A 25,093-nucleotide genomic window follows, 5' to 3' on the forward strand; every position below is an offset into this window, starting at 1 on the left:
TTAGGCTGCTTGGGTTTGCTGGGCATCTTGGAATTTCCAACTTTCGTACGCGGGGGAGGTGACTTCTTCGGTGATCGCGGCAACAGGCAATCGCAATTCAAATTCGCTGCCATGGTTCTCGCCTTCGCTGCGAGCGACCAATTGACCGCCGTGCTGACAAACGATGCGGTGCGAAATGCTGAGACCCAATCCGGTGCCGGTGCCATCACGACGGCGGGTGAAGAACGGCTCAAACAAGTGAGCCTGGACTTCGGCGGACATCCCGCACCCAGTGTCCTTGACTCGAACGTTCGACATTTTCAGACCTTGGCTGATGAAGATGTCGACGCTGCCGTCGCAATCAACACTTTCCAAGGCGTTCGTCACCAAGTTCAAAATGACTTGGCGAATCTCCTGATCGTTGGCGTACACCGTGGCCGAGTCGTCGCCGAACAATCGGACGGATTGGCATTTGTACTTGCCCAACGTCCCGACCATTTCGATCACGTCGTTGACCAAGGGAACGATGTCAAATTCGGTTTTCTCGACTTGTCCCATCCGACTGAACAACAGCATCTTTTCGATGATCGACTTGCACCGGAACGCTTCGCCTTCGATGCGTTGCAAGTTCTCACGCCAGTTTTCGGTCATCTCGCCATCAAGCAAACGCTCATCGTCGGGCAGCATCATCAAGTCATTCATGCGTGACTCAATCGCCTCGGCACTCCAAGCGATCGCCGCCATCGGGTTGTTGATTTCATGCGCAAAACCGGCGGCCAAGAAACCGACCCCAGCAAGTTGCTCGTTGCGAATCACCTCTTGTGAGCGAACCTTGACCTCTTGGTCCAGTTCATCGCACATCTTTTCGATGTGGGCCAAGCTATTTTGAAAGCGATCCGTCATCTCATTCAATATCACGGCAAGTTCCCCCAGCTCGTCCCCGGTGCCCAGGTCGATTCGATGCTCGAACTGGCCGCGAGCGACCAGGCGCGCCCCAATGACCAAGTTATTGAACGGTGCCAGCACACTGGTCTGAAAGATCCAAACCATCACCCCGGCAATCACCATCGCGGCAGCGAAGGCAATCCAAGCGACGCCAATGCCGAGTCGATAGCGGCTCTTCACGTGGTCGCTGAACGCCGCCATTTGGCTGTGAATCAAAACCAAGTGAGCGCGAGTTTCGCCAACCAAGCTTTCCAGTCGTTCATCGAGCTTGTTGCGGCTGGTTTGCCGGTCGATGACCAGGTAATCCAAATTGTGCTGGTTGTCTCGAATCTCATTGAGAATTTCGCGAACGGTGCCCAACGACGCGTGCTGCGTTTCCGGATTGATCAACGTGGCACCGGCTTCCACATCCTGCGGTTGCTCGACCTTCACCTTCACCATCGTCGCGTAGGTTTCGAGGGCGCGATCGAGTTCGCTGATCGTTTCCCGGAATGTCTCGTTCTCCAACTGCAGATCGGAGTGCGGCATTCCAAATGCATTGATCATCGTCGCCTGGGCTCGCATCTGGCACAGCCGCGTGTTGCTGTCCCGAGCCTTCGCCGCGGCTTGGGCCATTTGTGTTGCCATCGGCAACTCTTTCGCTCGCGAACTGATCGCGTCGGCCAAGTTTCGATATTGATACAGCCCCAGAATCCCCACACCGCCCAGCGTGATCACCAAAGCGACCAAAACCAGTGTTCCAGTGAGCAGCTTGCCTTGAATCGATGTCAGCTTGGGGAACTTCCCTCGCGGTGCCAAACGCCAGACTCCGGAGTCAGTGCGGAAGCGACGCTTTCGGCTGGACCACTTTGCCGCAGCTTTTTCGGCGGAGTATTCCTGCCCGTCGCTGCGATTCTGCTGGGAGGGAGCCTCCCCGGCCGTGAACAGGGATTCGCCAGACGGGGAATTGTTGGAATCACTCGACGCCGACTCGTGGAGCGGCATCGGAATGGTCGCCCCGTCAGCAGAGCGTTCATCCGTTTCGGAGCCAAAGAGAGGCGCCGGCGGTTGCGTTGCAGCAAGACTGCCCGCCTCATGAGGTCTGTTTTTTCGCATCCGAATCGGCATCCTTGACCACTACGGTGTGAAACATCCTGTTCAACATTTCGAAGCGTATCGCCGGCGTCGCGGAGTGGCAAGAGCGGATCGAACTTGCGTTACAGAAGGGCGATTTTCTATACCCCCATCCTGAACTTTGCTCCACGATCGCCGGGGACCGTCACACGTGACCAAGACCATCTTTTTTTCCGTCGGAGAACCGAGCGGCGACCAACACGCCGCTCGACTGATTCGCCAATTGACGAATCCAGGTGGGCTCGCGATCCAAAACGACGAACGAATCATCTGCCGCGGTTTCGGCGGCCCATCCATGCTGGCCGCCGGTTGTCGCGTTGACCTGGACCTGACCCGGCACGCTGTCGTCGGAATTGTGGAAGTGCTGCCCAAAATCCGCGAATTCTTCCGGTTTGCTGACCAAGCCGAGGCCATCTTTCGGTCCGGTTCCGTGGACTCGGTCGTCCTGGTCGACTTCCCCGGCTTCAATTGGCACATCGCTAAACGAGCCAAGAAGCACGGCATTCCCGTCCACTACTATTGCCCGCCGCAACTGTGGGCCTGGGGTGCATGGCGAGTCCGCAAAATGAAACGCACGGTCGATCATGTCGTCGCAGTGCTGCCGGTCGAAGAGTCGTTCTTCAACCAGCACGCCATTCCCGTCAGCCTGGTTGGGCATCCGTTCTTCGACGCCGTCGAGGAACAGCAACTCGACACCGCGGTGATGCGACGCTTCCACCAGCAAACTCAATCAGGCGAGCGAATTGTTGCTGTCCTGCCAGGATCTCGCGATCACGAAGTCCGCTCGAATTTCCCGATCCAGCTCGAGACCATCCGTCGCCTGCACCGTGAATTGAGCGAAACGGGTGAGAACGTGCGATTCGCTGTCGCTGCCTACCGAGACAAGCAATGCCTCTGGTGCCGTGAACAACTCACCGAAAATGACACCGACCTGCCGATTGACTTTTACGTGGACTGCACCTCGGAAATCATCGAAGCAGCGCACTGCGCGATGATGGTCAGCGGCAGCGTCAGCCTCGAACTGCTGGCTCGCGAAACACCCGCGGCGGTGATCTACCGAGTCGGGCGAGTGCTGCATGCGGTCGGCAAACGCGTCTTGAAGATCGACAGCGTCACACTCCCCAACCTGATGGCCGGGCGAAAGCTGTATCCCGAATTCATCTCGGTGGGCGACCCAGCCCCCGCGGTCGATTTCTTGACCGAAACCATGCGAGCGATGCTGCAGGACAGCTTCTACTACGCAAAAACCCGACGCGACCTGCAGCAATTGCGGGAAAAACACGCGAGCCCGGGAGCGTCCGCCCGAGCGGCTGAACTCCTGCGATCCAAGCTGTTCCAAGCCGCCGACGAAGCACCGGAAAAGAATTCTCACGCAGTGCAAACCCAAACGCGACGAGCTGCGTAACAGCCCGGGTCCATCTCTTCCCGCGGTCCTCTTTTCGTATCCACGCCGAAATGAACCAGCCTGAATCGTCCAAGTCGTTGTTTTTGGGCGGTGCCGCCAAAGCGACTGCCGCCAATCGCGAAAAAGATGTTCCCAGAATGGGAGCGGAAGCAGGCTACGAAGCGGTTGTCGTCGAAGATGTCGCTCCCGTTCGCATCAGTGCGTTCATCGGCTTCTTCATCGCAATCGCCAGTTTCACCGCAGCCGTTGGCAAACCAATGCTGGTGCTGCCCGTCCTGGCGATCGCATTCTGCTTGTTCGCGTTGCGAAAGCACTCTGGGGCCGCCAAACCCGTCGGAACCACGGTTGCCAGAATCGGTCTCGTCCTGGCCTGCCTGTTTGGGGCGACCGGCTTCTTTGTCCACTATCTGAAATACCGCACCCTTGGCGACCAAGCCGTCTACTTCGCCCAGGAATACCTGGAATTGGCCGCGAACGGCGAAGAAGCCCTGGCACTGGAACTGCAAAAGTCAGCCCCCAACCGCCAAGTCTCCACGATGAAGCTGGACGCAGCCTACGAGCTCGACCAATCCGCCCAAGAGCAACTCGACAACTTCCGTGGTGGCGCCTACGCCGACGTTCAAAAGGTCGGCCCGGACATCCAATGGGAACTTGATCGCCGCCCTCGCGTGTTCCAAAAGTACGGCCGCGAAAAGGTTGACACGTACTGGCGCGACCCCACTGGATCGTTCTCTGGCGTGATCCAAATCGAAATGGAATGGCACCCAACCAAGGATGACGAATCCGCTGACTGGCAGGTCACGCTGTTCCAAATCGAACGCGAATTGCTCGTCGCCCCGGCCATCCTTTAGCGACCACGTCCTGGCAACCTTCCAGGCCCTCACGCCCCCGTCCGATGGGCTCCCAAGCCGTCGACCATTGAAAAAGAAACCCCGACGCGTCAGCAAAGAACGACTTCGCTATCCCCACGACAGCCCCACCTGGGGCGATGTTGGGGAGTTTCGCCCGCAACGAGGTCGTGTGGTTTCTAAACGCCGAGCTCGTCACATCTCGAGAACCCCGCCCGTGAAGAGGTCGGGCAGTTTTTTGGTGCTGCGTTTCGGCGAATTTTCACATTTCACACCTCCCCCGAAACGAACTTTGGGACAGATGTCGAGCGACGCCGTTCAGGCGTACGCAAGGGAGGGGGCCGCGCATGGGAAGCAGTCGGAAAGCGAGCACTCCAGTCGGAATTCCGGACGCATTTGACGAACCAGATCAGATTGGGGTGGCGTCGAAATGGCGGCAGTGCCTACGACCAAGCATCAGGTCGTCTTCCTAGCCGCTTGCCCTTTGACGTTCACTATGCCAGCTCGATCCACCGCTCTCATTTGCACCGTTTCATCGTTGCTGATTTCCGGATTGCTCCTGACCACCCAAACCGGTTGCTTGGGGCTGATGGCCAATCTGATGCACGCCGTCGGGGCGGACCAAGTGCCCGCGGAATGTGAGCTGCTCAAGGATTCCAAGGTTGCTGTCGTGACCTTCACCGATCGCAGCCAGTACAGCGAAGACATCGCTGCTCGGACCCTGTCACGTAAAGTCAGTGACATCCTGCTGAACAAAATCAAAGACATCCGCTTGGTTCGCGAAGACGAAATCCAAGAGTTTCGCGACACACACGGCTGGGAAAACTCGGACTTCCTCGACATCGGCAAGGGGGTCGAAGCGGACAAGGTCCTGGCCATTGAACTGACCGGCATGAAGCTCCGCGAAGGAGCAACGTTGTATCGCGGGTCCGCAGCGGTAACGTTGACGGTTCTGGACGTTGAAACCGAAGCCGTCGTCTTCCGCAAAGAAATCGATGAATTCATGTTCCCTGCGACCGCGGGACAGTACACCAGCGAAACCACGGAATCCAAGTTCCGCAAGCTGTACTTGCAGATGCTCGCCGAACGCATCGGCCGTGTCTTCCACCCGTACGATTTCGCGGACACCATTGCGATGGACGGCAAAATCGCCAGTCAGTGAGCCTCACGGGCAAGATCCTGATGCTTGGCCCAACTGGTTCCTGACCGACCGACGCGGACAGCCCTTTGTCTCTGCAAAGCAACGGCGCTCCGGTCGACAAACTGCTTGGCGTATCTGACAATTCATCTTGATTTGTCACGATTCTCGACCCGCACTCCAACTCAATTGCTATGAAAACGGCTCGTCACGAACTCGTCATTTTGGGCGGTGGCCCAGCCGGTTACGTCGCTGCCATTCGCGCTGCTCAACTGGGCATCGACGTTGCCTGCATCGACGACAACCCTCGCTTCGGCGGGACTTGTGTCCGAGTCGGCTGCATCCCCAGCAAAGCACTGCTGGAATCCAGCCACTTGTACGAAGAAGCCCAACACAAATTTGCTGACCATGGGCTGAACGTCGGCAAGCTGGAGTTGGACCTCAGCGTGATGATGAAACGCAAAGAGAAAATCGTCGAGTCGCTGACCGGTGGCATCGACATGCTCTTCAACCGCCGTGGCGTGACCGCTTACCACGGCCGAGGCATCCTTCGCGACGCAGAAACCGTCGAGATCACGCCCAGCGAAGGGGCCGCCGACGATCAACCGACCTTGGTCTCGGCCGATCAAATCATGCTCTGCCCCGGCAGCGTGCCTGCCCAGCTGCCGTTCGTGGAAGAAGACGGCGATCTCGTTGGCAACAGCACCGCTGCACTCTCCTACCCCGAAGTCCCAGAAGAATTGGTCGTCATCGGCGGCGGTTACATCGGCCTGGAACTCGGCAGCGTTTGGAATCGCTTGGGCAGCCACGTCGTTGTCTTGGAAGCCTTTGACCGAATCATGCCAGGGCTCGATAAAGAGATGGCCACCTTGGCTCATCGCAGCTTCAAAAAACAAGGCATGGACATTCGCACCGGAACCTTTGTCGCCTCCGCCAAAGTGGATCCCAACCCGGGCGACAAGAAACCCTGTGTCGTTGAAATCAAAGACGGCGATCCGATTCGCTGCGACCGAGTCCTGCTCGCGACCGGGCGTGCTCCCGCGACCAAGAATCTGGGACTCGAAAACGCGGGCGTGAAATTGGATGAGCGTGGCTTCATCCAAGTCAACCATCAGTTCGAAACCTCCGTTCCTGGCATCTACGCCATCGGCGATTGCATCGGAGGCGCCATGCTGGCTCACAAAGCGATGGAAGAAGGCGTCGTCTGCGTCGAACAGATGGCCGGGATCGCTTCGGAAATGAACTACGAAGTCATCCCCGCGATCGTCTTCACTCATCCCGAAATCGCGATGGTCGGCAAAACCGAAGAAGAACTCAAGGAAGCCGGCATCGACTACAAAAAGGGTGTTTGCCCTCTGGGTGCCAACGGACGCGCCCGGACGCTGGGTGACATTGACGGCCGCGTCAAAGTCCTGGCGGACGCCACGACAGACCGAGTCCTCGGCGTGCACATCATCGGCCCGCGTGCCGGTGACATGATCGCCGAAGCCGCTGCGGCCATGGAATTTGGTGCCAGCAGCGAAGACATCGTGCACACTTGCCACGCTCACCCGACGTTGTCCGAAGCGGTGCACGAAGCCGCGATGGCCATCGACGACCGAGCGATCCACACGGCGTGAGTGGGCCCACTCAATCCGGATGGCTGAGACGCCTGTACGCCCGCGTCGTGTTCCTCCCGACGCTGTGGTGGAACATGCTGCTCGGACGGGTCCTCAAGGTTCGCAATTGGTTCGACTGGATCGATCCCTTGGTGATTGTCGGCGCTCGCCCATTCGCTCGCGATGTCGCGGAACTGGCAAAGCTCAACGTTGGCGGAGTCGTCAACACTTGCGAGGAATACTGCGGCCCGGTCGAGGAGTATGCCAAGCACGGCATCGAACAACTGCACCTGCCGATCACGGACTTCACTCACCCCAGCCTGCAAGACGTCACGACCGGAGTCGCCTTCATTCAGCGTCATGTTGAAAACGGCAAAGCGGTCTACATCCACTGCAAAGCCGGACGGGCTCGCAGCGCCACGATCGCGATCTGCTGGCTGATCGCTCACAAAGGCATGACACCCGACCAAGCCCAAGCGTGGCTCTTGGAAAAACGACCGCACATCAACCCGCGTCTGACCCAACGACCGGTCGTGCAACAGTTCGCGCGCGAGCTTCAAACCGCCGCCAAATGAGCAACCAAAGCGTCAATGGTGACGGCTTGTCGACTCAGTTCTCAACGACGTTTCAACGCATGTAGGATGGGCACTCTTGCCCGTCCGAGTCGGCCAAGCCCCCCATCACAACCCGACGCGTGAGCGAGGGACTCCCCAAGATCCCACGCCGGCCCCATCCGGGGCGAACCCCAGACGACAGCCACCATTCGCGTCACGCTGCTCAACGACATCGAACCAAACACGCAAACATTTGGGGACAAATGTTCTACTCTGCAGCGACCTGCCGAACACCGCGTCGGACGATACCGTGCCGTTTTGCCCCTCTTCCTTCTGTCACGCCATAGAATGACGGGCTCCTTCTGTTTCCCGAATCAATGGAGCCCAACGTGTTGAAACGCATTGCCTGCCAATCATGCCTGCTTGCTGCTGTCATCAGTGCCTCCGTGCTGTCGTACCCTGGATCTGCTTGCGCCGCCGATGGCGTCGACACTCGGTCGAAGTTGACTGTGCAAGCAACGGCTGACTCCAAGGTCGCCCCCGACAGTGTCACCCTTCGTTTCGCGATTGAATCACGTGAAGAAAAGGTCACCGACGCGGCCCAAAAGACCTCTGAGCAGATCGCTCAAGTCGTGCAGTTTCTGAAGGACCAAGGGATCGAAGCCAAGGACATTCGGACAGAATCGATTGTCCTTTCACCGATCTACCCACAAGGTCAAAAGGGTCAGTATTCGAAGCAACGTTCATCGATGCAGGCATCCCAAGGACTCAGCGATCTTTTTGGTGACTCGACACCACAACGAGCGACCCAAACCGAAGCTCCCCAGCCGAGTGTTCGCGATGAGTTGCAGCAGAACCAACCCATCGGATTTTCCGCCAGCCGCCAACTGACGATCATGGTCCGAAACATCAAGCAGTTTGAAACGGTCTACACCGGAATCCTGGAACGCGGAGTCAACTCCATCGCTGGGATCCAGTGGCTGAACTCTGATCAAGTCCAACATCGCCGCGCCGCTCGCATCAAAGCGATTGCTGCCGCTCGCGAAAAGGCCAACGACATGGCCGGGGCCCTCGATGCCAAGGTCGCTCGCGTGCTAAGCGTTCAGGAAACCTCCCGAGGCTCCGATCCATTCAGCAACAGCATGCAGTTGTTTGGAACCGAATCATCGGGCAACTCCATCGAAGCTGGCCTGATGACACTCTCCGCATCGGTGCAAGTCGTTTTCGAACTCAGCGACACCGAGTTCGAAAACGAGTGATCTGTTCATCTCAATCCGAGGGCAACGAAACTCGTCAACCGTTTCGTTGATCGCTCAATCCAAGGGTAGCGAAACTCGTCAAGAGTTTCGTCGATCGCGGGAAAACCGAAAGTCTTGACGACTTCCGCTACGACGGGAACCTACTTTTCGTCCGGCAACGCCACCTGCGTCGGACTTTGCAGGTAGCCGATTAAATCAACCACTTGCTGCTCCGTCATCGGTTGCAGCAAACCGCTAGGCATGGGTGATTGCTCGGTCACGGCCTCCAAATCAATGTCGTCGTTTGCCAACACCCAGGTCTGATCCGCGGCGACAATCGTGGTGGTCTGCCGGGTCCGCTGTGTGACCAAGCCCACCAACAATCGCCCATCGGCCGTCACGATTTTTGTCGCTCGGTAGTCCGCCCCCACGACGGAGTCCGGGTCGATGATGTTATGCAACAAGTAACCAAGATCGCTCCGCTGAGCCCCTGTCAAATCCGGCCCCACCTTGCCGCCCGTTCCAAACAGTTGATGGCAATTCGCACACGCGGACTGAAACAAGGCCCGCCCGGCCGAAGCATCCGCCTTGGCCAACCGCTCGCGTGTCAAGGATTGCATCCAATGCTCGATCTCCTGCTTCCGATCGTCAGGCGTGTCACGGATTCGCCCCCAAACATTCTCGACTCGCTCGGTCAACTCATCGTTCTCAAGCGAAAGAATCGTCCGCACGTGAGAAGCCGTCAAAATGTCCTTGGGACGCTTCTTCTGCTCAATCGCCGTCAGCAACACGTCCGCGAAAACGGCTCGGGAACACAGCAACCCCACCACGCCAGAACGGCGCGGGGCTCGAAACCGATTCAGGTTGTCAAGCAACAAACTTCCCACCGCTGGCATCTCAATCGTTGACAACGCGGGAGCCAATTTCGCGTTGACGCGTGGATCCTTGATCAAAGGCATTGCCAACCGAACGATGTAGGAATCGGGAATGGCATCGTCCGTCCCTCTGGTTTCAATCAGCCCTCGAACCGCGGCCAATCGCTCCAGAATATCCGCGTCACCATCGCCCGCGACCGCCGCCATCTCACCAACGCTTTGGCCTTCGCCGAACAACGTGTTCAACTTACGAAGGGTTTCCGCGTGTTTGGTCTGCAAGTCCTCATGAGCCGCCAACACCGCTTGGAAATCGCCCCAGTCTTCCGGACGCTCCGCCTTTCGCACTCCCACAATTCCAGCTGACACACCTTCCAAGAACGCATCCGCGCACGCCACGTTGGCTTTGCCATCCAAATCATGATCGCCGCGCAGGCGTCGTGTCACCGACGTCACTAAACTCGCAAACACCTTCGGGTGCTGGTCGACTCGTTCGGCCAACGCTCGCGAAATCAGTCGTGTGGTGGTTGGAATTTGGCATTGCTCCCCGCCAACGAGCAACTCATCGGGGTGCTCGTCCGCGCACGCCATCAACCCGTACCAAATCATCATTCCCTGGTTGTGATCGTCCGCGTCCTCGATGCCAGAATCCAACTCCGTCAAGAAATCCGCCAACTCACTTCGTAACCCCAACGGCAATCGCTGCAGAATCGACGCGAGCGTCAATCGCACCGAAGCAACATCGGCCTCCGCATGCTTCAGAAAATCGCTCGCATAAGCACGGTACTCGTCGTACACCTTCTCCTCCGCTGCCACACTCGCCGAAGTTGGCCCGAACACATCGTCGATCGGCCAATGTTGCGTCATCAAGCGAAAGCACCATGAGCGAACGTGCGGCGACGGATCAGCGACACCTTCAAGCAAAACCTTGCGAGTCAAACCGCCAGAAACGTTCAGCGTCCATAACATCCGCAAGCGTTGTTGCGGATTGGTTCCCTCGACATCTTTGAATTGTTTCAACAACGCCGCGTTCAGTTCGCTGGCGTCGGCACCTCCGGCAACGGCTTCCGCGATTTGCAATCGAGACTGATGCGAAAACCAACGATCGCCCGCCAATTGAAATGCGATCGTTTGCTCAACGTTGATTCCGGGTTCGTTCAGCTTTGCAAGCCGATCAGCCACGTCGTCCGGAGTTCCCGCTTCATAGCGAATTTGGAAAACGCGGCCACTCGACCGGTGAACTCCCGAGTGCTCATGGCACTCGCCCAAGTCCGCCCAATCCAAAACAATCACGTTGCCATCCGGACCCGCGGACAGCTCCATCCCGCGGAACCAAACGTCGTCGCTCAGGAACATGTCCTTCTCGTGCTTGCCGACATAACCCGTTCCGTGCGGTTCCAATCGTTCGCGATTCACACGACGTCCATGGAAATTCAGCGTGTACAGGTCTTCTTGGTATTCCTTCGGCCAAGTCGACTCTTGATAGATCATCATGCCCACGTGAGCGTGCCCGCCCCCGTAGTCATTGGCGGCCCCGTCACGTGAGTCCTGCCATTTTCCGGAGGTGTCGAAGTGATAGTGATCAGCGTGCTGATCAATCAACTCATAAGCGTTCGGGTTCGGGTCCAAAGTGAACGGTCGGTGAAGATGAGCCCCGTGAATGCCATGCCACAGATGTCCGTTGACGGTGTTGATGAAAAACAACTCGCCGTTGCGATCGAAATCGTGTCCCCAGGGGTTCGTCGTCCCGTGACACAGGACCTCGAAGTGGTGCGTGTCCACGTTGTACCGCCAGATGCCGCCCTCGAGCGCAGTCCGCTCGCCATCAGGAGTCCCCGGCACTCCAATCCGCCCTGTGCACGATCCACCACAACGCCCGTACAGCCAGCCATCCGGTCCAAAACGCAACCCGTTGGCCAAGTTGTGATAGTTCTGCTCTGCAATCGTGAACCCGTCCAAGATGACTTGAGGAGCCGAATCTGGAACCGAGTTCGCATCCGCATCCGGCACGAACAACAGTTGTGGCGGGCACATCAACCACACACCGCCTCGCCCCACCTCGACGCTGGTCAAATGCTGCACCGAGTCTAAAAACACGGATCGTGAATCCGCGACCCCGTCCAGATTTTCATCCTTGAAGACCAGAACTCGATCGCGTTGATCGTCCCGCCACGACACGCCACGCTGTCCATACGTGTAGTTCTCCGCGACCCACAGCTGCCCTTTCCGGTCCCACGCCAAATCGATCGGATTCTGGACGTCTGGTTCGCTCGCGAAGATGGTCGCCGAAAATCCCTCTGGCATCTCGATCGCGTCAGCGGCCTCCTGAGGCGACAGCAGGGGTGGACCTGCGAGCTTGCCATCGGCGTCCAATTCTGCGAGAGGTTCTGTGTTGATCGGCGCAGGAAACTCATCGGCCAAGGCAGGTGAACTGACGACCAGGCTCGCCAGCAAGCCAATCCCCCACGCCAGCCCGCGTGTTTGGCGACAGGACGACGCAAGATGCAGCCCGCTGCGTCGCGCCCCCACCCGTGCAAATTCCGCGAGATCAACGTAGAACATGGAAGTCATTTTCGTTTCGAACAAGAAAGATTGATATGCGGCGAATCGGCAATTTTTCCGATCCCAAATTGGCGGACCAATTCAACGACTTCCTGCAGACTCAGAGAATTCCTGCGAAAGTCGACCACGACGAAAACTCCCATGATATCTGGATCCGCGACGAGAAAGATGTCGCGGCGGCCCGAGAAGCCATGGAAGAGTTCAAACAGTCGCCCGGTGCAGCCAAATTCAACGTTTCCGCCGAAGCCGCTCGCTTGCGCAAAGAAGACGAGGCGGAAAAGCAGCGCAAGCTCGCATTGCAAAAGAAGTCGCAGCAAAAGCTGCGGAGTTCATCGGGGGCGTTCGGAGGGCGAACCGCCATGTCCGGCAACATCCCCGTCGTCATCGGCATGATCGTGATTTGTGGCGTGATCAGTTACGCCACCAACTTTGCCCAGCCCAAACCGCTTCGCAACCTTCCCGACCAAATGACAATGGAAGGATGGGAACAGGGCGACTATTTTTCATTCGAACAGAAGCTGTTCTTCGGCCTGACCCTGGCCGGGGAGGTCGACTACAAAAAAACAGATGACCCGTGGGTATCAATCAAGAAGGGGGAGGTCTGGCGACTGATCACCCCCGCATTCTTGCACGGTTCGCCCATGCACCTGGTCTTCAACATGATGGCCCTGTTCACGCTGGGCAGTGTCGTCGAACGTTTGCACGGCTCGCTGTTCATCGCGGGACTGCTGCTGATTTCTCATCTCGTCGGAACGATCGTTCAAGTCGTCCTGCCCGATTGGCTGGAAGGCCCCATGGCGATCGGAGCATCCGGAGCGGTGTTCGGGGTCTTCGGATTCATTTGGATCCGTCCAAAATTTCACCCGTCCTATCCGGTTGGCATCCCGCCATTCAATGTCTACCTGATGCTCGGATTCATGTTCGCCTGCATGACGCCGCTGATTCAGGGCATCGCCAACGGTGCCCACGTCGGTGGTTTGCTGACCGGGATGGCCATCGCCGCACTGGCCCCCAAAAGCATCTGACGAATTCATTCGTCCATCTTCGCTGGTAGGCCGGATCAAGCCGCTTCGGCGCTGCTCCGGCAGTCGAACTGCCATCGCCCACTGATCGGTGACAACGTCTCCCAAACGGTTCAGCTACACTTGTGGACAAACTCCCATGCCCCACATTTGACTCCCGATTGCCCAGGTGACCAGGTTGCTTTCGTTCCGCCAAAAACTCGCTTCCAATCGCATCGCTGAAACAGCCAAACGGGTCGGCGCACTCGCCCTCGCACTGTTCTTCATCCGCCCAGCTCTCGGCGAAGAACGCCCCAACGTCTTGCTGATCATCGCCGATGACCTGAATTGTGCGATCGGCCCCTATGGCGACCCCAATGCGATCACGCCCCACCTGGATGCACTCGCGGAACGCGGGCTGGTGTTCGATCGAACCTACTGCCAACAAGCCGTCTGCAATCCCTCGCGATCCTCGTTCTTGACCGGACTGCGTCCTGACACAGTGGGCGTCGATGACCTACGCAAAAGTTTTCGCGAGACCGCTCCCAACGGCGCCTCGCTGGTCACGCTGCCGCAACACTTCAAGAACCATGGCTACTTCTGCCAAGACATTGGCAAGATCTTTCACAACATGGGCGACACCCAAGACCGCCAATCATGGTCGATGGACGAAGCCTTCCACGCAGGAACGCATGCCGCCGACACCGTGCACTCCAACACACCCGTCGCCTTGCGTGCTCGCAAGATCAAGAAGGCACCGGTGACGGAAGCGCTCGACGTGCCCGACACCGCCTATCGCGATGGCCAGATCTCGCGTCTGGCTGCGTCCGTGATTCGCGACTACCCCCGCGACTCTGCCCCGTTCTTCTTGGGCGTCGGATTCTGGCGTCCTCATTTGCCCTTCGTTGCACCAAAGAAGTACTGGGACCTCTACGATCCGGAGCAAATCACCGCTCCCGAACTCGAATCCAAACCGCTCGATGTCCCCGACATCGCGATGCACATTTCGCGGGAACTTCACGGGTACGATGGAGTCCCCAAGCAAGCCGAGTTGTCACCGGAACTGAAACGACATCTTCGCCATGGGTACTACGCTTCGATCAGCTTCCTCGATGCCCAAGTTGGGCTGATCTTGGATGCACTCAAAGTAAGCGGCCAGCAAGACAACACACTTGTCGCTTTCGTTTCGGACCACGGATTCCACATCGGCGAAAAAACGTTGTGGGGCAAGACCAGCAACTTCGAGCTCGACGCCAGAGTTCCTCTGATCATCGCGGATCCACGCACCGACCAGACGGGCCAGCGAACCAATTGCCTGACCGAATTGGTTGATCTCTACCCCACCCTTGCATCTCTCGCGGGCATCGCTGACGACCTCCCCGAGAACTTGGAAGGATCCGACCTCTCGTCGCTGCTCACGACCCCAAACCAAATGCTGAAGGTCGCCGCCTTCACCCAGCACCAGCATCCGTTTTACGCACCTCGCGAAAAGTGGATCGCGTGGGGCTACTCCGTTCGATCGCCAGATTGGCGATACACCCAGTGGCGATCAATCCAGGACGATCAAATCATCGCGGAAGAACTCTACGATCATCGCACCGACCCGACCGAAAGCCAAAACGTCGTTGAGCAACACCCTGAAATCGCTCGCAAGCATGCCAAACAGCTCGCCAATCATCCCGCGTCTTCTTCTGGCCGCTTGTCGGATTGAGCCCCCGCATTGCTCAAATTCGCGATCAAGTCTTTGAATGCCTTTTGAGCGGCGTCGATCAAACGCCCCATTTCTACCTGGGCAGCTTTCATTCGCTTGAGACGTTCCAGGTTCTTCACGTCCTGACCTGACCGGATGCTTTGCAACAATCCGCCTACCAAGGATTGCCATCGACTGGCGGTCACGCTGAACTCGTTTCTCAGTTGATTCACCTGATCCAACGATTGGTGTGTCCGCCCCTGCTGATCCTCCTTCTCGGCTTCGGCAAGCCGGCAAGCGAACAGATGAAACCCCGTCAAACCGCTGACCACACGCCCATTCGGCAGACCGCGAATTTGACCTCCGGGAAGTGACTGCGTCCTTCGCACGGTCGCCAGAACCAAAGCAAACTGTCCTCGTCTCGACAGATCGAGATCCATTCCCTCACCCTCAATCGAAAGCCCCGGACGCACATCACCACTCACTCTTCGAATTCCCAAACCCGCACGTAATCGACTTCCATCGTGGTGGGAAGTTCAGTGGCTGGATGAGCAACATTGGCCCGCAAACGATTGTCCGCAAACACCGCAAACGGTGCACGCAGCCCAAGCGAAATTGCCACGTTCATCTCTCGATCCCAGTGGACATTTTTCTTGCGCCCCACTTCGATGCCATCGACATACCAAACGATCTCGTCACGCCCGACACGGCATCCGTACGTGTGAAAATCTTCTCCCGGATCGAATGGTGCTTTGTATTCGTTTGCCTGGGTGTCTTGAAAGCGCTCATCATTCGGTCGTTGCCACCCTCGCCCAGCGATTCCCGGCTTGCCATTCGACACGATCGCGTGGAGGTTGTGATCCATGATCCGTCGATTCCCCTCGACTCGGTCTCCCCGCTGAGACAATTCCACGATGTCAATTTCGCTGTAGCGAACCTCGCCGGCTGATACGATCGAATCATCAATCTTGCTGTACAGCCAGAACGATGGGCACACTCCGGGAAACACCGACGATCCCTTGATCCTTGCTTCGTAATACCCATAGGTTCCAACCGCATACGACTTCAGCATGCCGGATGTGAACGGGGTGGGATTCCCACTTTGGTCCCGCAACACATCAGTGGCCCCCTCTTTCGAATCAACACGCCGAACCGTCAGCGTGAGCACTCCGTTGGCCACGGTGGCGTTGGAATCGTTGTCCCACGTCCAGGCACCAAAGTTCTCGGGACGCTTGTTCCACTTTCGCCAATCGACCTCTTCGCCTTTGAAGTCATCCGAACGGTTCCACTTGATCACCCATTTTTCGCTCGCCTTCGCAGTCAGCGGCCTCGCATTCCGCTCAGATTGCGATAGGGCAGGAACGACCGGCAGAAGCAGCCAAAAAACCAAGGTGAAGATTCGCATCATGACAGGGCAACGACCTAAAAAGGAAAGATAAAAACACGCTTGATCAGCACAAGCTGATACCACGCGGGAACCGTTCGTCAATCACTCCGTCTTAGCAGAGTGACGCAACCGGACTGTTCATTGAGTCACGCTCCAATCTGTCATGTCGGCCGTTTGGACGTTCGCCCCGGTTCCTCTCATGTGAGCCGTTTGGGCGTTAGCCCCGGTTCCGTGAATGATCGAAGTCGTTCCCGACCGTTTTTCTAACGACTCAAATGCTGATCCGCGAACCTGAGATACTGTTCCCAATCGTACGCAGTGATATCGTGATCACCTTCTCGCAAGTGATAGCCGATGGTCGTGTGAATCGGTTGCCCAGGTGCAGGGAAATCCTCCTGTGTCAAAGCAGGTTGTCCCAACAGTTCATAAACCAGGCTGGCATGTTTCGCCGCCAAGAATTCTCCCTTGGGATCCGCCCAACGATCGTTCGTGGCACTGGCAACATACAACGGCCGAGGAGAGACGAGGGCCAGCAGCATGTGCTGGTCCACCGGCAACGCGTCTTCCCGATGCTGGTACTGATGGTGATTGGTGCAGAACCAATATCCCACCGGCTTGATCATGTGATGAATCCGTTCCCCAAAGCAACGCCGGTAGAGCGACGCTCCACCACAGCCGGAATCATTGCTGATCACCATCGCGAATCGAGTGTCTTGAGCCCCCGCCCAAAGGGCAGCTTTGCCCAACCGCGAATGCCCCACGACCGCCATTCGCGTCGCATCCACGCGTGGCTCCATTTCCAGGCGATCCAAAACTCGCGACAACGCCCAACCCCATGCACCAATGGAGCCCCATTCCGTCGGCTCCGGTTTGGTCTGTCCCTCCCGGTAGAACAACGGGTGAATGCCGTCCGTGAAGTCGTTGCGATAATTGTCAGGATCAACCTGGTCACGATGAATCGTGGCAACCGCGTACCCTCGATCAATGATTTCTTCCACTTGCCAACGACTGGCGGAAGAACCACGTTCCTTCCCCGTTCCTTGATCCAAAATTCCCGGGTCAGAATGAATCGTTTGATTCCCATTGAAATTCAAGCCGACAAACCCAGCGACTGGAGCCTCCGGAGCGTTCGGCAGATAAATCAAGATATCAATCCGGTACGCATCCTCCCCAAAGAATGCAGCCACCTGTTTTCGCGTGGCACGCCCACCCAAAGCGTTCGGATCCGTCTCCATCACCTCATACCGCACCGACAATTCCTGACTCGGCGTCTTCCCATACACCGATTCTTCAAACATCCGCAGCACTTCCCCACGCCGATGCATCATCCATTCCTCTCGCCCCACCGACTGCCCGGCGTGGTCAATCAACGGATCCGGCAAATCGTAGGCAGGCACCTTCGCTTCATCATAGTTGGTATCCGCGGGCTCTTTCCCGAGCGCCACCGTTGAACCGACCGCCACCAGAATCAACATCGTCAACGCACGGAACATCTTTGCCTTTCCCTCAATATTTCCCAAAACCTCTGGGCAACCCATCGCCCCAGTGCCTGCGCAAATCATACCCCATCTTCGGTGTCTGGTTTCGTCCCCAAACACCAGATCAGAACACGAGTCACCAAGTGCAGAGGCCGCCAATAGCCTCGCGGTTCTCCTGGCAACGCGATGGCACAGTAGGCCGCAGCCGAAAGGGTGCCGGCGACATAGGCCCCCGCCAAAGCAAACAGTGAGATCACACCAAACGCGTCGTCATCCCAGTGTCGGTGATTCAAGAGTAAGAAAGCAAAATCAAAAACAAAAGCAGCGACAAAGAACCGCCGTCGCTCGCCATGCACTTCAAAAGCGACCACTGGAAGAATGCACATCGCACAGAAATGAAGCAGCCAGGCCAGCACGGTCAAAACCGCAGGCAAAACACCCTCCAGCCAAAACACACAAGCCAACGCCGCAAACAGCGTCCAAAAAAGGAGCGAGCGAATCGAGAATTGAAACATTCGTCTTTCAGTGAACTGGCGAAGGATGATGAACAGAAGCAGATTGAGTCCCCCCAGATCATACAGGACGAACGTCCTACGACGCACAAGGATGGGAAGTGGACTTAGGTTCGACGTGGCTTGGTGGTTGAAAGCTGCCCGACGGAACAGTTGGGGACAACGGTTCTACTCTGGCGCTTGTCGCTTCTTCCCATCGCCCCGGAAGGGGCCGCCGTCCTTAGCTCGGGTCGGAAGCCCCGAGAACGATGACGAACAACGGAAGCTCGCCCTGGACGGGGCCGTCGTGGGAGACACTGTGTTGTTGCGTCGCGTGACTCAAACGATTCCAAGTGGACTTAGGTTCGGCGTGGCTTGGCGGTTGAGAACTGCTCGACGGAACAGTTGGGGACAACTGTTCTACTCTGGCATTTGTCGTCTCTTCCCATCGCCCCGGACGGGGCCGCCGTTCTTAGCTCGGGGCGGAAGCCCCGAGAATGATAACGAACAACCGAATCTCGCCCCGGACGGGGCCGTCGTCGGAGACACTGTGTTGTATCGCGGCGTGACTCAAACGATTCCAAGTGGACTTGGGTTCGGCTTGGCTTGGCAGTTGAAAGCTGCTCGACGAAACAGTTGGGGACAACGGTTCTACTCTGGCGCTTGTCGTCTCTTCGCGACGGCCCAGAAGAGATGCGATTGCAGAGTGCAAATGGTTCCGCGCGGTCAGAAACTCGGTCGGTAGCCTTCTGTCAACTTCAAGGATTGTTGCTCGTGCATCGATTGATCCAGCGGAATCAGCCCGGTGTTGATGACCACGATCTGCCCCTGCTTCGAGATCGCATATCGCAGGAAGGTGGCGGTCGCTTCGTCCATCGGTTTGCCTTCTGGTTTGAAGGCGACCGCGTACAAATGTCTCGCCAACGGATACTGCCCCGAATAAACCGGTTTGAAACGGCGTTGCAAAGACGGGTCGTTCGCGTGTCGCTCGTTGAAGAATTGGCGATACGGTTCGTCGTCGTTCTGTGCGATTGCGATGGGGCGAACCGAATCCACCGAAAAGTCCAATCCCGCGTAGCCAATCGCGGCCAACGAACCACCTACCTCATCCACGACTGCGACCGAGTCCTCTTGGGGTTGGTAGTCACGACGAAACTCGCCGCCGTCGAGGACAACATCGACGAAAAAGTCTCGCGTTCCCGACAGCTCATTTCGTCCGTAAACCGAAATCGGCTCATCGGGGAACGGAGGCAAAACAAACTTGCCCCACGTCAATTCGCGTCCTGCTTTTTGCGGGCCAAAGATGCTGGCGACTTCCGCAAGCGTCAGCCCACGCAACGGGTTGTCCTGGTGCACGTAAACCGCCAAAGCATCCAGTCCAACCTGAACGACGACCGGCGGTGTTTGAAACTGTTTCCGAAACGCTGCCAATTCATCACGGGTTGGCGCCCGACTCATCAAACCAATTTCAGCTTCACCGGCGATCAATGCAGGAATTGCCGAAACGGTTCCCTTCGATTCCAGTTCCATGGACACCGTTGGTGTGAATCGACTGAATTCTTCAATCCATCCCAACGCCACCGGACGGAGCGTGTCGGATCCGGCGATCCGAAGTGTTCCCGCAGGAACCTCCACCGGTTCAAACGAAGCGAGACCAGCCAACCCTTCGCCGCTGGGCGCCGAAACAGTCGCCTTGGGCTCGGACGATGCGGTTGCCGTTCCGTTGATGCTGCTCGCCAAAATCGGCAACCCAAGCGCCAACATCGCACTGACCGCCAAACCGATCGTTGCCTTGCCAGCGTCCCGAAAAATGATGCCTGTTGTCTCCTTCAATGGCGGAGCCTTCAACAACAATGAGATTGCCGTTTCGCGGCCGGCCAACAATCCCAAGAACACCCACGTCGTGCTCATCGGCATGTTGCTGTATTCCTTGAAGATCACCAGGATGAAACCATAGATGAAATCAACCACGGTGGCGGATCGAATGTCCCCGGTGTTGGTTTTGCTGGTCACGATCTGCTGGATTTCACCGCCGCGACGCGAAAAAATGAACGCGTGCAAGCCGAGCATCACGATGGCGGCAAAGAAGAAATATGGTGCGTCCAATTTTCGCGGCAAATACACAAAGATGTTTGCCAAGTCATGCATCAACCACTGGCTCCACAGGAACGCCGTCGACACCCACTGAAGCATATACCAAGGCTTCGCGGCGGGTTTGTCTTTGGAGTCAGCGATTTTCTTTTCAAACGTCTTCGCGATCAGCACATAAACACCGATGGCGACGAAGAACGACACCAAGTATCCCAGCATCGACTTGGTCAACATGGATGTCATGTTGCCAGGTGCGAAAACAGCCAAGACCAAAAACGTGGTGCTGACGGGGACTCCGAATCGCGTCAAAAACAAAATGATGATCGGCGGAATGATATGCAACCAAGTGATCCCGCCGGCCGGTTGTGGGAACTTCGAAAGACGACCGAACGACACGTCGCCGTCATTGGAGATCCAGCCATAGACGAACACGATCATCAGCACGGTACAGGCGAACGCCCACAGCAACCACCACGGTCGCTTGGCATTGGAACTCAGAAACGTGCCCAACGTCTGAATCGCATCGTTCGCCACGATGTAATAGGCCGCCAACAGAAAGCCAACGATCGCAAAGGTTTCGGTCATGTGGAATCGAAAAAGAGCGGGGAGTGATCAACAGTTCAACTTCTGGCGGGGTAGCATATTGAGCCCCCATTTGCTCGGAAACTCAAAAACCCCCGGGCCCCACCAACCTTCGCCCAAACTTCATTTTTCGATTGAGGAAACGGACCAGGCGAGACCTCATTTCGAACACGCTCATCCAAACGCTTTTTTCGCACGACGAATTTGGAAGGCAATTCTTCGGAACTTTGACGTGTGGCGTCGAATCGTTTTGTGCGGAAACAAGACAGGCGGATTGACCTGTTCAAACCCTGGAATCGCACTGTCGGGGACCAACTCCCTAACGCGCCGCTTGCCTCCACAAGAAATGGAGAGCGGATATGATGGTGCCGAAAACTCGATTCACCGACACTTCTTTGATTGCTGCTTTGACCATGATGCTTGGATTGATTCGCTGGAAATCGTTGGCTCTCACGTGGGCGACTTTGTTTGCTCTTCACGGCGCACTTGAGACACGGGCGTCCTCGGCCGCAAAGCCGAACGTGGTGATGATCTTGACGGACGACCAAGCCCCGTGGGCGTTCGCCGAAGCGGTTCGTTCCGGGCAGTTTGATGACGTCCCGATTCCTTCGACACCGAACATGGATCGCTTGGCGGCAGAAGGAGCCGTCTTTCGGAATTTCTTCTGCACGACGCCAGTGTGCAGTCCCGCTCGTGCGACCTTGATGACAGGCCGCTACGCCAGTGAATTCGGGATCACCGACTTCATCCCGCAGCCGGGCCACAAACTCTACGATCCCGACGCTCCGATTTATCTGGATCCCAACACGACCGTCACCTTCGCAGAAGTGCTCCAACGTCAGGGCTATCGCACCGGTTTGGTCGGCAAGTGGCATCTCGGCGACTGGATGGCACCGGAGGATCGCGACAAACACCCGACCCAGCATGGGTTCGATTCGTTCATGGGGCTGACGGGAGGCGGGACGTCACCGGACAACCCGGAACTGGAACTCGACGGCAAAGTCCAGACTTTCGAGGGACTGACAACGGACATCCTGACGGATCATGCCATCGAGTTTGTGGAACACAACGCGGACCGTCCGTTCTTTCTGTGCCTGTCAACTCGTGCTCCCCATGGGCGCTGGCTGCCAGTCGCGCCGGAGGACTGGGAACCGTATGACACGATGGATCCAACTATCCCGGAGTACCCCGGCCTGGATTCGCAGAGAATTCGCAAAATGATGAAGGAGTATCTGGCCAGCACGACCGGCGTGGACCGCAACCTCGGGCGATTGCTGCGAACGCTCGACGACCGAGGCTTGAGTTCCAACACGATTGTGATCTTCACGTCGGATCACGGATTCAACATGGGCCACAATGGCATCTGGCACAAAGGCAATGGGATCTGGGCGACGAAACAAAAGCCGCCAGGCGAAATGAACCAAGGCACTCGCGTGATCTCAGACAAGTATCGCCCCAATCTTTACGACCATTCACTGCGTGTGCCGGCGATCGTGAGATGGCCCGGCGTGGTGAAACCTTCCGCCGTGATTGAGCACACCGCGTCTCATTTGGATTGGTTCCCGACGCTGTGCGCCGTCGCGGGTGATGCGTCCGCAACGGAAGGTTTGATGGGCCGAGACCTGACACCGCTGTTGAAAGGTGAATCGCCCCCGAACTGGGAACAGGAACTGTACACCGAGTACGACATGATCCGCTACACGACCGCGTCCCTGAGAGGTTACCGCACCCCGCGATACAAACTCGTTCGCGATCGACACAATGAAGGACGCGACGAGTTCTATGATTTGCAGTCCGATCCTGGGGAACACCACAACCTGATCCGCGAACCAGAAGCGCAGCCCGCGATCCAAGAGCTCGACGCAAAGCTGCGAAAGATGGAAGCAAAAGTGCAAGCACGCAAGTGAGCCAGCAATTGTCACCGCCCCGCGGTTCCCGCATGCGGCGTCTCCGCACCACAGTCGCGGAGCGACGAAATCCGTCAGCCTTGGGTTTTAACCCAAGGTCCCCAACGCCCAGCGTGTTCACCAATTCGCGGAGCGACGACAGCCGGGAACGCGTTTCGAACAACTGTCGCCGCTCCGCGGCTTGGCCGTTGCGGGTGACGCCTCTTTAACCTCGGGTTGAAACCCGAGGCTACCAACTGTCACCGCTCCGCGGTTGAACCAGTCGCGGAGCGACGAAATCCGTCAGCCTTGGGTTTCAACCCAAGGTCCCCGACACCCCAACACGCCTGCCAAGTCGCGGAGCGACGACAGCCGGGAACACGTTCCGAACAACTGTCGCCGCTCCGCGGCTTGTCCGTTGCGGGTGACGCCTCTCTAACCTCGGGTTGAAACCCGAGGCTGGCAACTGTCACCGCTCCGCGGTTGAATGCGCCGGCTTTGAATGCCCCAACACGATCACCTCGGCCGGATCGATGCGTTGACCGGCACTACTGGACCGAAGCCAACAGTGGCAAATTCTCTTGCGATGACACGACCACCCCGCCCGGCTTTTCAACCGTGATCGCGAAAGCGACCGGATCCAGGACTTTCAATTTCGCTGTGATCGGAACCACAACCTCCCCGGTCGAATCAATGTCGAAGACGCCACCGTCGATCGGTTCGTCATCCCGCGCGGGGTCAATGATCCACAACTGATACTGCTCCACCGTCACATCGTTCACGGGCATCCCGACAAAACGCATGTAACCGTTTTGGGATTCGTTGCTCCACACAACGTCCCCCTTCACTTCCGTTTGGAACGGATGCTTGCCATCGCCCCACGCAACTTGGACCACATCCTCCGCTTCGTTCAACAGCAACAAACGCTCCGCCGCGGCGGTCGTCTCGGAATTGCCAAGACCATCCCACTCACTCCCGCGCCACAGCCCCAACGCCAACAAGGCGGAGGCAGCGAACGCCAGCCAAGCGGCAGCTTCGCGGGGTCTCATACCGGTTCGCTTTCGAGGCTGGACCATTTCCAACGGGGCAGGCGTGACCGCGTTGTCCACCGAATCGTCCGTCCGTTGCTCGCTTCCGATTCCTGTTGCAGAAACCTCCGCGAGAACGCGTCCTGCGTCAGCTTGGATCTTCTCGCGTAAGCCGGCGGGCAGTTCCGCATCCGGGCTGGTGTCGGAATCTTGAGACCGCCGAAAGGACAAAGCCATATCCACCGCGGCCGCCGTTTTCTCCAGCTCGAAGAACGTCGCCAAATCGGCCTCGGTCTCCTGCCAGTTCGAAACTTCGTCGTGCTCTTGATCAGACAGATCACCAAGGACTTTCCCCGCCAAGAGCTCCTGCGCACGACGCGGTAAACGCAAGTCGTTGTTGGAAGCGTCGCTGCCGGGATCCCCTGGATCGTTGGTCGGCTGGAAGTCGTCTGGTCGCTCACTCATAGCCCACCCCCGCTTTGATCAGCAGCCGCAACAATCGGGCTGCGACCTTGTCGATTCATGCATTCTTTCAGACTGAGCAACGCTCGCCTCGCGTTTGACTTGACCGTCCCCAGCGGCATGCCGATGACTTCGGAGATTCTTCCGTGCGACAGCCCTCGATGAATCGACAAATCAATCACCTTCTGCTGTTCAACGGATAACTTCCTCAAACAACTGTCCGCTTTACGGGCCTCGTCTGCCAGCTCCGCTGCGCGGCTGCCTGCCGTTGCGGATTCATCCGCCTGTTCATTGACGAGTAAATCACCGCCACCAACCTCGCACTCAGTCGGACGAATGCCACGACGCATTCGGTCAATGATTCTGCGTCGAGCGATCATGGCAATGAATGTGACCTCGGTGGACTTTTCGGAATCAAACCGAGCCGCGTTTTGCCAGATGGAAACAAACGCTTCCTGGACCGCATCCTCCGCGTCTTCGGCCGTGGGTGCCAATCGCCGGGCAAGTGACCAGACGAGACGCCCATATTGGTCCAGGCAATCTCCGACTGCAGAATGCTCTCCCGCAGCGATTCGCTCTAAAATTGAGTTGCTCAAGTCCGCCTTCGCTCAGTTGAATTCAGGTCTTGTTAACAAGTGTTCCACCAGCATGAACGCTGGCTCACACAACACCATGGGGCCAAACATTTGAATCCCCTCGTTCGTCACGGCCCGTGCAGTATACCCTGGCTGCTCTGCCGCGCAAC

Annotated in this window: 18 protein-coding genes; 9 read left to right on the forward strand and 9 right to left on the reverse strand. The window is 57.4% G+C overall.

Going from position 1 to position 25,093, the window contains the following annotated elements; translation table 11 throughout:
• Positions 1-1,908: a sensor histidine kinase gene (locus RISK_RS20555; RefSeq protein WP_047816304.1), complete on the reverse strand. Its 1,908-nt coding sequence runs from the start codon at positions 1,906-1,908 to the stop codon at positions 1-3.
• A 280-nt stretch (positions 1,909-2,188) separates the two neighbouring features.
• Between RISK_RS20555 and lpxB the strand changes: the two genes are divergently transcribed.
• The 6 genes from lpxB (at position 2,189) to RISK_RS20585 (ending at position 8,839) form a co-directional block, all read left to right on the forward strand.
• Positions 2,189-3,442 carry a lipid-A-disaccharide synthase gene (gene lpxB / locus RISK_RS20560; protein WP_047816206.1) on the forward strand — a complete coding sequence of 418 codons (1,254 nt, stop codon included), beginning with the start codon at positions 2,189-2,191 and terminating at the stop codon, positions 3,440-3,442.
• 50 nt (positions 3,443-3,492) lie between these two features.
• The gene (locus tag RISK_RS20565; RefSeq protein ID WP_047816207.1) at positions 3,493-4,293 is read left to right on the forward strand and encodes a protein-tyrosine phosphatase family protein; all 801 of its coding nucleotides are present in this window, start codon (positions 3,493-3,495) and stop codon (positions 4,291-4,293) included.
• A gap of 427 nt (positions 4,294-4,720) precedes the next feature.
• Positions 4,721-5,452: a hypothetical protein gene (locus RISK_RS20570; protein WP_047816208.1), complete on the forward strand. Its 732-nt coding sequence runs from the start codon at positions 4,721-4,723 to the stop codon at positions 5,450-5,452.
• 170 nt (positions 5,453-5,622) lie between these two features.
• Positions 5,623-7,047, forward strand: coding sequence for a dihydrolipoyl dehydrogenase (gene lpdA / locus RISK_RS20575; RefSeq protein WP_047816209.1), 1,425 nt, complete (start codon positions 5,623-5,625; stop codon positions 7,045-7,047).
• Positions 7,044-7,601, forward strand: coding sequence for a phosphatidylglycerophosphatase and protein-tyrosine phosphatase 1 family protein (locus RISK_RS20580; RefSeq protein ID WP_236696516.1), 558 nt, complete (start codon positions 7,044-7,046; stop codon positions 7,599-7,601). The genes lpdA and RISK_RS20580 overlap by 4 nt, the downstream gene beginning before the upstream one ends.
• Positions 7,602-7,969: 368 nt before the next feature.
• Complete coding sequence (locus RISK_RS20585) at positions 7,970-8,839, forward strand: SIMPL domain-containing protein (protein ID WP_236696517.1); 870 nt, start codon at positions 7,970-7,972, stop codon at positions 8,837-8,839.
• 140 nt (positions 8,840-8,979) lie between these two features.
• On the opposite strand, the gene RISK_RS20590 is transcribed toward RISK_RS20585, so the two are convergent.
• Positions 8,980-12,261 (reverse strand): PVC-type heme-binding CxxCH protein, encoded by a 3,282-nt coding sequence (locus RISK_RS20590; RefSeq protein WP_047816306.1) that lies wholly within the window; start codon positions 12,259-12,261, stop codon positions 8,980-8,982.
• Between the two features lie 26 nt (positions 12,262-12,287).
• On the opposite strand from RISK_RS20590, the gene RISK_RS20595 reads away from it, so the two are divergent.
• Positions 12,288-13,277: a rhomboid family intramembrane serine protease gene (locus RISK_RS20595; RefSeq protein WP_047816211.1), complete on the forward strand. Its 990-nt coding sequence runs from the start codon at positions 12,288-12,290 to the stop codon at positions 13,275-13,277.
• A 166-nt stretch (positions 13,278-13,443) separates the two neighbouring features.
• Entirely contained in the window at positions 13,444-14,964 is a 1,521-nt protein-coding gene (locus tag RISK_RS20600) for a sulfatase (protein ID WP_047816212.1), read from the forward strand.
• On the opposite strand, the gene RISK_RS20605 is transcribed toward RISK_RS20600, so the two are convergent.
• The 5 genes from RISK_RS20605 to RISK_RS28705 all read right to left on the reverse strand — a co-directional run bounded on the left by RISK_RS20605 (position 14,928) and on the right by RISK_RS28705 (position 20,975).
• Entirely contained in the window at positions 14,928-15,383 is a 456-nt protein-coding gene (locus tag RISK_RS20605) for a hypothetical protein (RefSeq protein WP_236696518.1), read from the reverse strand. The two genes, RISK_RS20600 and RISK_RS20605, sit on opposite strands and share 37 nt — an antisense overlap.
• 41 nt (positions 15,384-15,424) lie before the next feature.
• A complete protein-coding gene (locus tag RISK_RS20610; protein ID WP_236696519.1) occupies positions 15,425-16,240 on the reverse strand; it encodes a family 16 glycosylhydrolase in 816 nt (271 codons plus the stop codon).
• 353 nt (positions 16,241-16,593) lie between these two features.
• The gene (locus tag RISK_RS20615) at positions 16,594-17,823 is read right to left on the reverse strand and encodes a glucuronyl esterase domain-containing protein (protein WP_053061258.1); all 1,230 of its coding nucleotides are present in this window, start codon (positions 17,821-17,823) and stop codon (positions 16,594-16,596) included.
• Positions 17,824-17,888: 65 nt separating this feature from the next.
• Positions 17,889-18,323 carry a hypothetical protein gene (locus RISK_RS20620; protein WP_047816214.1) on the reverse strand — a complete coding sequence of 145 codons (435 nt, stop codon included), beginning with the start codon at positions 18,321-18,323 and terminating at the stop codon, positions 17,889-17,891.
• Between the two features lie 702 nt (positions 18,324-19,025).
• Positions 19,026-20,975, reverse strand: coding sequence for a substrate-binding domain-containing protein (locus RISK_RS28705; RefSeq protein WP_063838446.1), 1,950 nt, complete (start codon positions 20,973-20,975; stop codon positions 19,026-19,028).
• A gap of 356 nt (positions 20,976-21,331) precedes the next feature.
• Between RISK_RS28705 and RISK_RS20630 the strand changes: the two genes are divergently transcribed.
• A complete protein-coding gene (locus RISK_RS20630) occupies positions 21,332-22,879 on the forward strand; it encodes a sulfatase family protein (protein ID WP_236696520.1) in 1,548 nt (515 codons plus the stop codon).
• Between the two features lie 527 nt (positions 22,880-23,406).
• On the opposite strand, the gene RISK_RS20635 is transcribed toward RISK_RS20630, so the two are convergent.
• The gene (locus tag RISK_RS20635; protein WP_053061251.1) at positions 23,407-24,351 is read right to left on the reverse strand and encodes an anti-sigma factor; all 945 of its coding nucleotides are present in this window, start codon (positions 24,349-24,351) and stop codon (positions 23,407-23,409) included.
• Complete coding sequence (locus RISK_RS20640; protein WP_047816215.1) at positions 24,348-24,944, reverse strand: RNA polymerase sigma factor; 597 nt, start codon at positions 24,942-24,944, stop codon at positions 24,348-24,350. Before RISK_RS20640 ends, RISK_RS20635 begins: the two co-directional genes overlap by 4 nt.
• Between the last annotated feature and the right edge of the window lie 149 nt (positions 24,945-25,093).

This window comes from Rhodopirellula islandica (assembly GCF_001027925.1).
Lineage (GTDB): Bacteria > Planctomycetota > Planctomycetia > Pirellulales > Pirellulaceae > Rhodopirellula > Rhodopirellula islandica.